Source organism: Novosphingobium sp. Fuku2-ISO-50, from assembly GCF_001519055.1.
Taxonomy (GTDB): Bacteria; Pseudomonadota; Alphaproteobacteria; order Sphingomonadales; family Sphingomonadaceae; genus Novosphingobium.
Genome location: NZ_KQ954290.1, coordinates 55381 through 69359, shown reverse-complemented (window position 1 = coordinate 69359; position 13979 = coordinate 55381). Strand labels below are relative to the sequence as shown.

Genomic DNA, 13979 nt, shown 5'->3' with positions numbered 1-13979 from the left:
ACGCGTCACACGGTGGCGTGATCGGCAAGCGCCCGGGTGATCGCCTGCAATCGTCCGATCACCGCATGGGGCTGGAACCGGTCGGGCAGGCCGGAGATCGTTTCGGGTCGCATCAGTCCGGTGGTCATGCCGATACCGGTGGCGCCGGCTGTCCTGGCCATCGCCATTTCCAGCGCCGGGTCATCGCCCACCACCATGATGTCGCCCGCTGCGCTGCGCGGCAGGCCCATCGCCGCCAGCGTCACATCGAACGCGGCCCGCGACGGCTTCCCCAGCACTTTGGCGCGCTTGCCCGTCAGCGAGGCAATCATCTGATTGATGGCAAAGCTCGATCCGATGCCGCGCCCGTTGGCTGTCGCAAAGAAGGGCACATGGCTGGCCGTGGTCAGCCGTGCGCCGTCCCACACACTCGCGCAGGCCGCCTCCAGATCGGGAAACGTGAAGCCCCGGAACCAGCAGGTATAGACGGCATCGACATCGGCCTTTTGCGATGGTCCGATCACTTCCAGTCCGCGGGCCAGCAAGGGTTCGGCGACGCCGGGATCGCCCAGCACGCGCACGCGGGTAAGCCCCTGGCGTTCCAGCCAGATCGCCGCGCTGGTCGACGGGGTCATCATCTCGTCGTCGGCGATATCGAAACCGGCGGCGCGCAGGCCCTTGGCATACGTGGCCGGAGCCTTGGCCGTGCCGTTGGTGAACACGCGAAACGGGATCGAGCGCCGCCGCAAGGCCGCCAGCAGATCGATCGCGCCGGGCAGCGCTTCGTGACCCCCGCTGGCGGCGTTGCCGAGCGCGATCGTGCCGTCCATGTCGAAAATGAAGCCGCGCGCGGTTGCGATTTTCGCGGCGACAGCTTCGGGCAGGGTATCAGGCAACATGGGCGCCTCCATGGAGAGCGAGGCGGGTGTCGGCGGTTTCGATCACGATGTCGCGCGCCGCAGGACGCGCCGCCAATTCCTTCAGCAGGCGCAGCACAGGTGCCGCAGCGGGATTGTAATGGGCTGATGACGATCCCGCCGCATACATGGCATCCACCTGGGCAGGCGGCATCACCGCACGCAGCAGAAATTCCTCCTCCGGCAGATGCGCGCCCCATTTGCGGCGCAGGTCTGCGAGTGTCGGGAACGGCGGCTCTGCAGCCACTTCGGCGGCGCGCGGTCGGTCGAGAATGGCGGATTCGACTGCCCGGTCCAGCGGGCTGGTCGGCCGACCGAACTTGCCCATGACATACCGCAGCACTTCGTCAGAGACTTGCGCATAGCGTCGCGCGCCGATGACGTTGTAGAGCGCCTGACTCATCACCATCTGCGGAAACGGCGTGACCATGATCGGATGCCCCAGTTCCGCGCGCACGCGCTCCGTTTCGGCCACGACTTCGTCAAAGCGATGCGCCAGACTCAGTTCCTCCAGTTGGCGGCGGGTGGTGGTCATCACCCCGCCTGCAATCTGGTGCCGCAGAAAGCTGGCGTCGAAAGTCTGCGGGGCACCGGCGGGCAGACCTTCGGCGCGCGAAAGACGCCACCAATAGTCGGACACTTTGGCCAGCATCGCTTCATCGACATTTACGCTGTGACCACCGGCCTTGAGATTGGCCAGCATCCGCCCCGCTTCCGGCAGCGATGATCCGTCGCCCAGCGGACCCACTCCCACGTGCACCGCATCGACAATCCCCAGATCTGCGGCGGCAAGGCTGGTCAGCGGGCCATAGCCGATGGTGCAATGGGCATGGATTTCGAGCCGCCTGGCGCCGATCGCGGCCTTGACCGCCGGGGCCAGCGTGCGCACCCGATCGGGGCTCAACAGACCGCCCGGATCCTTGATGTAGAAACAGTCGATATCGTCGCTGGCGGCGAGTTTGCGTGCGAAATCCGCATAGAACCGATCGGTGTGGACGGCAGAAAGCGTGAACGTCAGCGCCCCCATCACTTGCGCGCCACCCTCGCGCTTTACCAGTCGCGCCGCCTCGATCACCGCCTCGGCGTCATGCATCGGATCGAGCATGATGAACTTGCGGATACCGGCCGCCTGAAGATGGCGATAGACCAGCGCCATGAAATCGGGGTCCGCCTGTTGCCAGGCGATGAAACGCATGCCGGTCGTGATGAATTGCAGCGGGGTGTTCGGCATTGCCGCCCGCATGCGCCGGATGCGTTCCCACGGATCATTGCGGAAATAGCGCACGGCGACAGCCATGTGCGTGGAGGAGGTGAAATCGATCGCGGAAAAACCGACCCGGTCGGTCGCACCGGCAATCGCCAGCATTTGCGCCGTGTTGAGCCCGGTTGCGCCCCACAGCGACTGGTTGCCGTCGCGCATCGAGACATCGACGAGGGAAATCTCGGCCATCAGGCAAGCCCTTCCAGAAAGCGCGTATCGACCCCGCCTGCGACAAAACGCGGATCGGCGGCGATGCGGCGGTGAAGCGGGGCGGTGGTCGGCACGCCCTCGATCGACAGCGTGGCAAGCGCCGATGCCAGCAGGGCGACCGCAGCAGGGCGGTCCCTGGCCCAGACGATCAGCTTTCCCATCAATGAATCGTAAGTGGGCGGGATCACCCCGCCGGTGGCGATATGGCTGTCGATGCGGATGCCGGGGCCTGCGGGCCAGCGCGCGCGGGTAACCCGCCCCGGCGAAGGGCGGAAATCGGCGGCAGGATCTTCGGCATTGATGCGCACTTCGATGGCGTGGCCAGACGGGCGGATGGCATCCTGGGTCAGCCCGAGGCGAGAGCCTGCCGCGACCAGCAATTGCTGTTCGATGAGATCGACGCCCGTGATCGCTTCGGTGACGGGATGTTCGACCTGGATGCGCGCGTTCATTTCGAGGAAAAAGAAATCGCCGGTCTGCGCATCGACGAGGAATTCGACCGTGCCCGCGCCGCGATAGGCGAGATGGCGGGTCAGCGCGACGGCGGCCTGTTCGAGCCCGTTGCGGGTGGCATCGGCAAGCTGCGGCGCGGGGGCTTCCTCGACCAGTTTCTGGAAACGGCGCTGGATCGAGCAGTCACGCGTGCCGAGGTGGAGCGCGTCGTGCCCGTCGCCGAGCACTTGCACTTCGACATGGCGGCCACGGGCAACAAAGCGCTCTACATAGATGCGCGGATCGCCGAAAGCGGCTTGGGCTTCGCTCATCGCCATGGCGATCATGGCGGGCATGTCGTCTGCGCGATCGACTCGCTTCATGCCCTTGCCGCCGCCACCGGCGACCGCTTTCAGCAGGACGGGAAAGCCGGTCTCCCGCGCGCGGGCCATGGCCTGTTCGGGGGTCGCGGCCTCGCCGCCCGGCACGACCGGCAGGCCTGCGGCAAGACCCACCGAGCGCGCCATGAGCTTGTCGCCCATGGCATTCAGGCTGGTGACATCGGGACCGACGAAAATCATGCCCGCCTCGATCGTTGCTTCGGCAAAGCGGGCATTTTCCGACAGAAAGCCATAGCCGGGGTGGATCGCGTCGGCACGCGCGGCGACCGCAGCGGCGATGACCGCCTCGACATTCAGATAGCTTTGCGCCGAGGGGGCCGGGCCGATCAGCGCCACCTCGTCGGCGAATTGGGCGGGAAGGCTGGAGACATCGGCTTGCGATGCCCCGACGATGGTGGTCATGCCCAGCCTTTGGGCGGTGCGCGCAATGCGCAGGGCAATTTCGCCGCGATTGGCGATGAACAGCCTTCGGATCATGTCTGTCTCCTTCAGGCGTGGGGGCGGATGTGCATCAGCGTTGCGCCGCCTTCGACCATCGCCCCATTGTCGGCGACGATCGCCACCACTTCGCCGGCGTGCCCCGCATGAACGGGGTTCATCAGCTTCATCGTTTCGACGATGCCGACCACGGTATCGCCATCGACATGGGCGCCGATCTCGACAAAGGGCGCGGCGCCGGGGGCGGGCGCCCGGTAAAAGGCGCCGGGCAGCGGCGCTGCGACTGCGACCAGGCCCGGCGGGGTATCCTGGATCACTGCGGCGACGGCGGCGGCGGGTCCGTTGGCGGCGGCCCACTGCCATTCCTGCGACCATCGCCCCCCGGCTTCGCCGCCGCCCTCGCGCCGCAGCGTCAAACGAAAGCGCGCGGTGGCGACATCGAGTTCGCGGTAATCGCTGCCATCCAGGATGGCGACGATGTCGGCGATGTCCTCCGGCGTGAGAAAGGGCTCGTTCATGCAGGCACCGTCGTTTTGAGATCGAGAAGGGCGCGCGCGCGGCGGATGACGGCATCGCCAAAGGCCGGGTCGTTGAAATGCGCATCGACAGCATGGAATTCGACACCGGTCGGCACAACCGCGCGCAGATAGTCGGCAAACGGCAAGGGCAGCGCGGGCTCATGCAGATGGCCCTCGCTGCTGTCGTGGCTGGAAAAACCGCGCAACGGCGTGAACACGCTGACTGGCCCCTTTGCCTCGCGCATCATCGCGGCGAGCCGATCGGCGATGCGTTTGAGATCGTCGAGATTGGTGCGCACGGCTGTCAATTGCGGGTTATGCTTGTGATAGCGGCGGCCGGGGAATTGCTTTTCCGACACTTCGACCGGCCCGCCGATAATGAAATCGGCATTGCCCGGCGCCCAGATTGTCGGAATGCCCCGTGCCATGCCCACGGTGCCGCGCGCGGCGCCGCCGTCGCAAAGACCGCCGAAGATATTGTCGACGATCTCGGTGGTGGAAAGATCGAGCACCAGCGCGACATCGCGTTCACCGGCGATGGCATCGAGCGTCGGGCCGCCTGCGCCCGAGGAGTGAAATACCATCACTTCGCACCCGTCCGCTTCCAGCGCTTCGCGAATGCGCCGGGTGCCTTTTTCGGTGGTGCCCAGCGTGGTCATCAGTACCAGGGGCCGGTCGGAAGCGATTGGCCCCGCATAGCCTTTGGCCATGCCGGCAACGGCAAAGGCGGCGTTGCGAAAGACGTCGCGGCTGATCGTGTTGATGCCCGCGATGTCGGTCACCGCGTTCATCATGGCGATGTCCTTCACCCCGATGTAGGGCTTGGTGAACCCCGAAGCCATGGTCGAAACGATCAGCTTGGGCAGGCCATAGGGAAAACTCTGCATCAGCGGACCGGCCAGCGCCGTTCCCATCGAGCCGCCCACGGCCAGAATCCCGTGGATCGGTGTGTGTGCGGCATAGGCGTGGGCGGCTGCGATGGACCCGGCGATCATCCTTTCATGGATATGGCCTTCGTGACCGAGCGCGCGGATCGCGTCCATCGTCGTGCCCGCGGCGCCGGCGATCGTGTCCGGGCCGATTTCCGCTCCGCCAAGATCGCGGCGCACGCTGGGGTCGAGGTGAACGACATGGACGCCCGCCTCTTCCAGAGCATGCCGCAGAAAGCGCGCCTCCTGCTCCTTGGTGTCCTGCGTGATAATCAACATCACGGTTTTGGGTGAGGCCGCCGTGCCGCTCATGGCGCTTGTGTCCTTTCCTGCGCATCCTGTCCGGGCGCCGATGCCTGCGCGGGCGGCGGCTGTCCGTTCGCTGCAATGTTTCCATGCGCGGGCGGGATTGCCTAATCCAATTCGTGCGCATAATTTCACTGTGTGAAACCGGTATGGGGTCTGGCTCCGGTCCGGCCCCCGTTCGGCAACGGCAGGAGGATGCATGGGTGGGCCGCGCGCCGGGCCGCGCCGATCGACCGATCAGGCGGAGGATGACGCGCACAAACCGACAGGCGTCAAATCCGTGCGCGCACTCGAGCGCGGACTGGATGTCTTGTTGGCTGTGCGGACTGCGGGCGGGCTGGGCCTGAATGCCCTGCATCAGCAACTCGGCCTGCCCAAGGCAACGCTGTTGCGGCTGTTGCAGACGCTGGCCAGTCGTTCGCTGGTCTGGCGTCGGCTGGCCGATGGCGTGTGGATGCCGGCTGCGGTCATTCAGGGCGGACCGGCGGATGCCGGCTGCAGGCTTGCCGAAATCGCCTCGCCGCTGATGGTCGAATTGTCGAACAAGCTGGTTTGGCCATCGGTGATCGCCATCCCGCGCGCCGACCATATGGAGGTGATCGAAACAAACAGCCCGATGTCGCGCTTTGACTTCGCCTCGCTGGGGCCGGTCGGGGTGAAGCTGTCCTATCTCCACACGGCAACCGGTCGCGCCTATCTTGCCGCATGCAGTGAAGCGGAGCGGGCCGCTCTGGTGGCTCGCCTCGCACCGCCCGATGCCGGTCCCGACGGTTATCATCTGCTTGAGGCGATCATGGACGAGACGCGCGCGCGCGGCTGGTCGACCCGCGTCCCGCATCATCCCTGGGCTGACCGCAACCGTCAGACCGTGCTGCGCGACGGCAAGCATTCGATCGCGGTTGCGGTGCAGGGCCGAGGCGGGCCGATCGCGGCGCTCAATATCACCTGGCCTTCGCGACGGGCGAGCGTGGCGGATGTGGCTGAGCAATGTCTTGGCAGCCTGCAGGCGATCGCCGAGCGGATTGGCCAGGCGGCCGCTGCAACGGATTTCACCTGGTGAAATATCTAAGGGTTGCGTCGGTGCATGGATTGGAGGACGCTGAACCCGTCAGAAAGGCGTGGTGGCAGGCCGTCGCGACGCGGCGCCGGACAAATCCAGGCGCGATACGAGAGGGATAAGGCATGTCGACCTGGGCGACGCGCAAACACGCGACCTCGACACACAGCATGACTGTCGCGATGCGGTACGGGGCATGGTCCGTGCCTGCCGACGGCTGAACTCATTTTCCATCGACGTGCCGCCCGGGTGGCATCGGGGCAAACGGTCGCCTGCCGTCGGGTGGGCCTGATCGTTTGCGCCCCTGCAAAGGGGCATGCCGCGTGCGGAATGCGAGACGGCGAAAACGCCGCGTGAAATCGTTCAAGAGAGGACGCAAAAGTCATGGCACTATGGAAGAGGTTGGGCGTGGCGGGTTTCTCGCTCGTGCTGGCGGCACCGCTTGTCGCGCAGACGAGTGCCGCCGTGTCGTCGGGCACGCCCTTGGGGCACCCCCTGGCGCAGCGTTCGCCCACCAAGACCTATGCGAGCGTCTGCGCCTATTGTCATGGTCACAACGTCGGCCCGATCATTCTGGGGCGCCATCTGGCGGGCGATACTATCAGGACCATGGTGCGCGAGGGGCGCAACGGCATGCCCGCTTTCCGCCCCAGCGAGATCAGCCCGGCCGAACTCGACGCGCTGGCCGTGTGGATCAGCAAAGCCCCCGGCAATCCGATGGAGCATGGACAATGAGCGGACCAACGATCGATCGGCGCGGCCTGCTGGGGGCGGGCGTGGCAACGGCGGCGGCGCTGGGCATTTCGGGTGTCGCCATGGGCGAGGGCGCGGTGCTGGCGCCCGGTGTGCGCAAGGCGGACCTCGCCGCCGCCCTGCAGGCCTTTCGCGGCGTGGTGGGCGATGAATGGGTGGCGGGCAACGCGGGTTCGCTCAAGCCCTGGTCCAAGAGTTATACGCCCGATCCATCCGGGCGTCACGCGCCAGTCGGCGCGGTGTGCCCCGACAGTGTGGAGCAGGTTCAGGCAATCCTGAAGATCGCCAATCAGTATCGCCAGCCGCTTTGGCCGGTCAGCACCGGCAAGAATATGGGCTATGGTTCGACCACTACCGCTGCGCCGGGGCAAGTGGTGCTGGATTTGAAGCGGATGAACCGGATTCTGTCCGTCGATGTCGAATTGTGCACCGCGCTTGTCGAGCCGGGGGTCACCTATCAGCAACTGCGCGATTACCTCGATGAACACAATATTCCGTTGTGGATCGACGTGCCGACGGTTGGTCCGATCGTCGGCCCGGTCGGCAATACGCTCGACCGGGGGGTCGGTTATACGCCCTATGGCGATCATTTCATGGTCCAGTGCGGCATGGAAGTGGTGCTGGCCGATGGCGAGATCCTGAAGACCGGCATGGGCAGCACCAAAAACCCTTCGGCGTGGCAGGCGTTCAAATGGGGGTACGGGCCCTATCTCGACGGCATTTTTACCCAGTCGAACTTTGGCGTGGTGACCAAGATGGGCCTTTGGCTGATGCCTGCCCCGCCGGTCTACAAGCCGCTCGTGGTGCGCCACAAAAAGGTCGAGGATGTCGCGCGGATCGTCGACGCCATGCGGCCTTTGCGCATCGCCAATATCGTGCCCAATGTGGTGTTGATGATGGGGGCGGCCTATCAACTGGCGATGTTTCATCGGCGCGGCGAAGTCTATGCCGGTGCGGGGCCGGTTCCCGAAGCGGCCTTTGCCGAATTCGCGGCGCAACATGACCTTGGCATGTGGAACACTTATATCGCGCTTTACGGAACGAGCGCGCAAGTGGCCGAGAGCGAACGGATCGTCCGGGCCGCCTTTGCCGCGATCGACGGCGAGGTGATGACCGAGGATCAGATGCAGGGCAATCCGTGGTTCCATCACCATGCGACGCTCATGCGCGGCGGGCTCTCGCTTGAAGAAGTGGGCCTTGCCCGCTGGAAAGGGAGCGGAGGCGGGCTCGCCTGGTTTGCGCCGGTCGCGCCCGCCAAGGGCAGCGAGACGCAAGGCCAGATCGATCTCGCCCATCAGATTCTGGCGAAGTACGGTTTTGACTACACCGCCGCCTTCGCCATCGGAATGCGCGAACTGCATCATATCATCGCGCTGCTCTACGACAAATCCGATCCCGAAGAAGAAAAGCGGGCGGATGCCTGCTATCGCGAACTGGTCACCGGGTTTGGCGATCGGGGCTGGGCTTCGTATCGGACGGGCGTGCATGCGATGGATCTGGTGGCGGCGCAATATGGCGAGACCAACCGCGCGGTGAATGCGGCCATCAAGCAGGCACTGGACCCCAATCACATCCTTGCCCCCGGCAAGTCGGGGATCGCATGATGCGCGGCTGGTTGACATCCCTGCTGCTGGCGGGTCTCCTGACGGCGGGTGTCCTGGGGGCGGCGCCGGTCTGTGCCGAGACGCCTGCCAACGCGGCACCGCTCCGGCTGGAAGTGCTGCGCACGAGTGCGGGCTCGCTCTATTCCAACGTCACGCTGATCGAGGGGGACCATGATGCGGTGCTGGTCGATCCGCCGTTCACGCTTGCCGACGCGCATCGCGTGGTGGCGATGGTGCTCGACAGCGGCAAGCATCTGACCACGGTTTTCGTCACGCATGATCACCCCGATCACTTCTTCGCGATGGAAGTCATCGCCGACGCCTTTCCGGATGCGAAGATCGTCGCGCATCCCACGGTGGTTGCCGACATCTGGCGCTCGCTGCCGTTCAAGGTAAAGCGTTGGGGCCCGTTGCTGGGCGCCAATGGCCCGCGTCATCCTTCGGCGCCGCAGCCTTTGGCGGGCGATACCATCATGCTGGAGGGGCGCGAGCTGAAAGTATTGGGGCCGATGGCGGGCGACCATGTCCATGCGACGGCGCTCTGGGTGCCCTCGATCAAGGCGCTCGTGGCCGGCGATCTGGTCTATAACCAGATGTTCTTGTGGATGGGCGAGCAATCGCCGGCCGACATCGCCGCGTGGGGCAAATCGCTGGATACGCTGGCGGCGCTGAAGCCCGATGTGGTCGTGGCAGGGCATGCCAAGCCGGGGCTCGCCAATGACGCGTCGGGGCTGGAGTTCAGTCGGCGGTATATTGCGGCCTGGCCCGGTCTGGTGGCGACATCCGCAGACAGCGCCGAACTGCGGCGCAAAGTGCAAAACGCGTTCCCCGAGGCGATCGATATTCTGGGCGATTTCCTGCTCGGGAATTCATCAAGAGTGGCCAAGGGCGAACAGCCCGCGTGGCAGGAGTGAGGCTTATGCGTTTTCAGGGTAAGGCTGTGCTGATCACGGGGGGAGCCACCGGCATCGGTCGGGCGACCGCGCTGGCTTTTGCCGCCGAGGGCGCGCAAGTCATGATCGGCGATATTGACGCACGCGCCGAAGAGACCGTGCAGATGATCGCTTCATCCGGCGGGCGCGCGGCATTTCGTCATACCGACGTGCGCGATGGCGCCGCATTGGATGCGCTGGTCGCGGCCTGTCTGGAAAACTTTGGCCGGATGGATTGTGCGTTTAACAACGCAGGTGTCCTGCCGCCGCAAAGGCCGATCCATGAAGTGACGTCCGACGAACTCGATCTGGCCATTGCCGTGGATTTCAAGGGCGTATTCCTGGCCATGCAGTCGGAGATCCGGCACTTTCTGAAATCGGGCGGCGGGGCGATCGTCAATACGGCCAGCGTCGGTGCCGTGATCGCCGACCCGAACATGAGCGTCTATTGCGCGATGAAGCACGCCGTGGCGGGCCTGACCAAAGCGGCGGCGGTGGAATATGCGCGGGCGAACATTCGCACCAATTGCATTGCCCCCGGCTTTGTCGTCACGCCGATGACCCAGCACTGGGCCGACAGCAACGCGTTTACCGACATGTTCTTTGCACAAAACATTTCGGGCCGCGCCGCGCAGCCGACAGAGATCGCGCCGACCGTCCTGCATTTGTGCAGCGATGCCGCCAGTTTCATCAACGGCGCGACGTTCGTCATCGACGGCGGCCAGACCGCGCACTGATGGCGGACGCTGACGAATGCCTAAACGCTGAAGATGTCGGCGACGGTCGGGATGGTGTCGTTGAGCAGAACGATCGTCTTGCGTGCGATCTTCCATGCGCCGCCTTCGTGGCGCAGGCCGTAGTCATAGCGACCGAAAAACACCTCCGCCCGTCCGAAGCGCACGTCATAGCGGTGGCAGGTGAAACAGGCGGAAACGTGCGCTTCCTTCCTGTCGGCGGCGAGCACCAGTACGTTGGTGACGGCATGGACTGCGCGCGGCAACGGCGTCGAGGCGGTGGACAGGCCCGAAGTGGCGCGCATCACGCGGTCTTCCAGATTGCGCCGCCCGCGATAATAGATCAGCGACAATTCGCGATCCGGATCCTGCGTCAGCGTGGTTTCGTCGCGCCAGGCGGGCATGTGGAATTCAATGTCGTCGCAGAACATCGCCAGCCATTCGTCCCAGCGGCGACTGTCGATCAGCAGCGCCTCGCGATAGAGCAGTTCTTCTGCCTCGGCGCGGGTGAGCGGGGCGCTCATGCGGGGAACCCCGGCGCAAGACGGCTGGCCCAGGCGCGATAATAGCTGTGATAGAGCGTTTCGTCGCACAATTGCGATTCGGCCAGAACGCTGCGCGCCGGTTTCAGCGCGATCTTGTCGCCAAAGCGGTTGCCCCCTGCCACACTGGCCGCAATCCCCCGGGCATAGCCTTGCAACCACGGATTGACGAGGCCGGCAAAGCCGATCTGGCAGTTTTCATAGCTGACCGTATCGTCGGGCGTGGCCATGCCGGTGGGGTTGAAGAAATCCTCATATTGGCGAATGCGCTGGCGGCGTGCAGCGGCGCTTTCGCCCTTGGGCGCGATGCACCATGTCTGCATCTCGGTCAGATCGGGGGCGAGCGGGCGCAGGATGCGCAACTGGCTCGACGCGTTTTCGGCCACTTGCAGATTGGGAAAGATGGTGAGGTTGCGCATGTTGAACATCCAGTCGCGCTTGCCCTCGCCATGGCGGTCGGCAAGATCCTGCGCGCGCTCGTACAGCGGCAGCGCAGGGGTCACTCCGAAGACGCCCCAGTTGAGCACGTGGCCGTTGGCAAAGCTGAAACTGCCGCCGCCGATGCCCTTGGTTTCCTCTTTCCAATAATCGCTGTTTTCGAACACCGAGGCGACAACATCGTCGCAGGCTTCCTGCTGGCGCCGTTCGAGAATGCGGATGTAGGACGGGTGTGCCGAGGTAAAGTGATAGGCGTCCGAGCAGTTTTCGAGCTGGAGTTTCCAATTGGCGCGAAACGTGAAAGTGACCTGGCCCGGGACCAGTTCGAGCCCTTCTTCGCTCTGATCGGCGACCAGGTCGAGCAGCTTGCGCGCTTCGCCCAGATAGTCGGCCAGATCGGGGACATCGGCGGCGAGGCTGCCGAACAGAAAGCCGCGATATTCGTCGAAGCGGGCGATCGGTGCAAGATCATGGCTGTCGGAATCGAAGGCGGGGGCATAGGCGCCCGCTGCCTTCCACTTGATCGCGCGATTGCGGCCGGAGGAATCAAAGCTCCAGCTGTGATAGGGGCAGACATGCATGCGGGCGTTGCCGCAACGGCGCTGGGCGAGGCGCGCGCCTTTGTGCGGACAGGAATTGACGAAGGCTCGCCGCACCCCTTCGCCGTCGCACTGGACAAGGATGGGCACGCGACCGGCATACGTGGTGAAATAGTCGTGCGGTTCGGGCGCTTGCGCGGCAAGGCCGAGAAAAATCCAGCCGCCTTCGAACAAGTGGCGCATTTCCATTTCGAAGATGGCCGGATCGGTGAACACTTTGCGATGGACGCGAAAAATGCCCTCTGCGGGGCGATCGTCGATAAAGTCGCTGATGCGCATGGGTATCGTCCTGTCCGTGCCTTCGCTCATGCCACCACTGCCTCGACCAGAGTCGGCCCGTCGGCGGCGAGCGACCAGCACAAAGCCTCTTCGAGAGTTGCGGCATCGTCTGCCCGCCGCGCCGGAACGCCGTGTCCCGCAGCCAGGGCGCAGAAGTCGAGAACGGGCAATTCGGTCCCCACCGGCTGTTGCAGCCCGAAATGGCGGCCGAAACTGTGCAGCGCCTCGTAACGGCCGTTGCGGATGATGATAAAGCTGATCGGCAGGCCCAGCGCGGCGGCGGAAAACAGGCCCTGGATGGCATACATGCTCGACCCGTCGCCAAGCAGGGCGATGACTTTCTCCCCCGGCCGCGCCAGCGCGATGCCGACAGCGGCGGGCAGGGCAAAGCCGAGACCGCCGCTCGCCGTTGTGTAGAACGTGTCGGGTCGCAGGATCGGCAGATGGTCGTGCATCGGACCACGGGTCGAGGGGGCTTCCTCGACGAGTATCGAACCGGGCGCGCGCAATGCCGCCAGACGGGACACGACAAGGGCATCGGTCATGACATCGCCCGCTACCGGCGCAACGATGCGCGGCGCGGGCCATGCGCGCGCCACCGGGTCCGGCCCTGCCAGCAGCCCCGCGATCGCCACATCGCAACTGGCGACAATGGCCCGGCCTTGCGGGGCCCATGCGGCGTGGGTGTGGTTGTCGCCGATCAGCCACGCCTCGCACCCGTCGGGCAGATGCGGGCCGTGGCCCTCGACATGATAGAGGTTCATCGGCCCGCCCAGCGCCAGCACGACGTCATGCGGGGCAAGGCTTGCAACAATCGCCTCGCGCGAGGCGGCGAGGAAACCGGCGAACAGCGGATGGTCCTCGGGAAATCCGGCGCGCGATGCCATGGGGGCGACATAGACGCTGGCGCCGTGCCGCTCGGCCAGGGCGACAACCAGATCCCACGCGCAATCGCGCGCAACGCCCGCGGCAACGGCGATGGCCGGGCGGCGAGCCCGCGCCAGGCTTTGCGCACACTGGGCCAGCGCGGCAGGGTCGGGGTGGCGCGTGGCCGAAATGGGCCGCAAGGTCAGCGGGGCGCACGGCTGATCCCAATCGTCGACGGGCACGGAGACGAACGTCGGTCCACAGGGCGGCTCCATCGCCACGGCATAGGCGCGGGCGATCGCTGCGGGCACATCTTGTGCGCGGGCCGGTTCGACGGCCCATTTGACAAAGGGGCGCGGAAATTCGCTTGGCCGTTCGGCAAAGAGGAATGGTTCGTAGGGCAGGATCGAGCGCGCCTGCTGGCCTGCGGTGATCACCAGCGGGGTCTGGTTCCTGAATGCGGTGAACACCGCGCCCAGAGCATGGCCGACGCCCGCGGAGCTGTGCAGATTGATCAATGCAGCCTTGCGCGTGGCCGTCGCAAAGCCGTCGGCCATGGCTACGGCAACGCTTTCCTGCAGACCCAGAATATACCGGAAATCATCGGGAAAATCGCGAAACATCGGCAGTTCGGTCGAGCCGGGGTTGCCGAAGATCGTCGTCATGCCCGCCGCGCGCAGCAAGTCGATTGTGACATCGCGCACGGTCGAGGGGCAAGCGGCAGTCGCGCCGATGGCAGGGCTTTCGGGCATCGTCTCTCCTGCGGGGCGTTTGGCTCTGATT

Annotated in this window: 13 protein-coding genes; 5 read left to right on the top strand and 8 right to left on the bottom strand. The window is 65.2% G+C overall.

Features of this window, described 5'->3' with window-relative positions:
* Window positions 1–5 precede the first annotated feature (5 nt).
* From AQZ50_RS09870 to AQZ50_RS09850, 5 genes are read right to left on the bottom strand one after another with little or no spacing between them, the layout of a single operon-like run.
* Complete coding sequence (locus AQZ50_RS09870) at window positions 6–878, bottom strand: HAD-IIA family hydrolase (protein ID WP_067746236.1); 873 nt, start codon at window positions 876–878, stop codon at window positions 6–8.
* Window positions 868–2346, bottom strand: a complete 1479-nt coding sequence (locus tag AQZ50_RS09865) for a biotin carboxyl carrier protein (protein WP_067746031.1) — start codon at window positions 2344–2346, stop codon at window positions 868–870. The genes AQZ50_RS09870 and AQZ50_RS09865 overlap by 11 nt, the downstream gene beginning before the upstream one ends.
* Window positions 2346–3677 carry an acetyl-CoA carboxylase biotin carboxylase subunit gene (locus AQZ50_RS09860; protein WP_067746030.1) on the bottom strand — a complete coding sequence of 444 codons (1332 nt, stop codon included), beginning with the start codon at window positions 3675–3677 and terminating at the stop codon, window positions 2346–2348. The genes AQZ50_RS09865 and AQZ50_RS09860 overlap by 1 nt, the downstream gene beginning before the upstream one ends.
* An 11-nt stretch (window positions 3678–3688) precedes the next feature.
* Window positions 3689–4156 carry an acetyl-CoA carboxylase biotin carboxyl carrier protein gene (locus AQZ50_RS09855; RefSeq protein WP_067746028.1) on the bottom strand — a complete coding sequence of 156 codons (468 nt, stop codon included), beginning with the start codon at window positions 4154–4156 and terminating at the stop codon, window positions 3689–3691.
* Window positions 4153–5397, bottom strand: a complete 1245-nt coding sequence (locus AQZ50_RS09850; RefSeq protein ID WP_067746026.1) for a Tm-1-like ATP-binding domain-containing protein — start codon at window positions 5395–5397, stop codon at window positions 4153–4155. The genes AQZ50_RS09855 and AQZ50_RS09850 overlap by 4 nt, the downstream gene beginning before the upstream one ends.
* Window positions 5398–5590: 193 nt before the next feature.
* On the opposite strand from AQZ50_RS09850, the gene AQZ50_RS09845 reads away from it, so the two are divergent.
* The 5 genes from AQZ50_RS09845 to AQZ50_RS09825 all read left to right on the top strand — a co-directional run bounded on the left by AQZ50_RS09845 (window position 5591) and on the right by AQZ50_RS09825 (window position 10474).
* Window positions 5591–6451, top strand: coding sequence for a helix-turn-helix domain-containing protein (locus AQZ50_RS09845; protein ID WP_082703552.1), 861 nt, complete (start codon window positions 5591–5593; stop codon window positions 6449–6451).
* 381 nt (window positions 6452–6832) lie between these two features.
* Window positions 6833–7183: a c-type cytochrome gene (locus tag AQZ50_RS09840; RefSeq protein WP_082703551.1), complete on the top strand. Its 351-nt coding sequence runs from the start codon at window positions 6833–6835 to the stop codon at window positions 7181–7183.
* Complete coding sequence (locus AQZ50_RS09835) at window positions 7180–8805, top strand: FAD-binding oxidoreductase (protein WP_082703550.1); 1626 nt, start codon at window positions 7180–7182, stop codon at window positions 8803–8805. Before AQZ50_RS09840 ends, AQZ50_RS09835 begins: the two co-directional genes overlap by 4 nt.
* Entirely contained in the window at window positions 8805–9719 is a 915-nt protein-coding gene (locus AQZ50_RS09830; protein ID WP_067746023.1) for an MBL fold metallo-hydrolase, read from the top strand. Before AQZ50_RS09835 ends, AQZ50_RS09830 begins: the two co-directional genes overlap by 1 nt.
* Window positions 9720–9724: 5 nt before the next feature.
* Window positions 9725–10474, top strand: coding sequence for an SDR family NAD(P)-dependent oxidoreductase (locus AQZ50_RS09825; protein WP_067746021.1), 750 nt, complete (start codon window positions 9725–9727; stop codon window positions 10472–10474).
* A 20-nt stretch (window positions 10475–10494) separates the two neighbouring features.
* On the opposite strand, the gene AQZ50_RS09820 is transcribed toward AQZ50_RS09825, so the two are convergent.
* The 3 genes from AQZ50_RS09820 to mdlC are packed head-to-tail and all read right to left on the bottom strand — an operon-like array spanning window position 10495 to window position 13948.
* Window positions 10495–10995, bottom strand: coding sequence for an aromatic-ring-hydroxylating dioxygenase subunit beta (locus AQZ50_RS09820; protein ID WP_067746019.1), 501 nt, complete (start codon window positions 10993–10995; stop codon window positions 10495–10497).
* Window positions 10992–12359: an aromatic ring-hydroxylating oxygenase subunit alpha gene (locus AQZ50_RS09815; RefSeq protein WP_231730207.1), complete on the bottom strand. Its 1368-nt coding sequence runs from the start codon at window positions 12357–12359 to the stop codon at window positions 10992–10994. The genes AQZ50_RS09820 and AQZ50_RS09815 overlap by 4 nt, the downstream gene beginning before the upstream one ends.
* On the bottom strand, window positions 12356–13948 hold the full coding sequence (gene mdlC, locus AQZ50_RS09810) for a benzoylformate decarboxylase (protein ID WP_067746015.1): 1593 nt from the start codon (window positions 13946–13948) through the stop codon (window positions 12356–12358). The genes AQZ50_RS09815 and mdlC overlap by 4 nt, the downstream gene beginning before the upstream one ends.
* Window positions 13949–13979 lie beyond the last annotated feature (31 nt).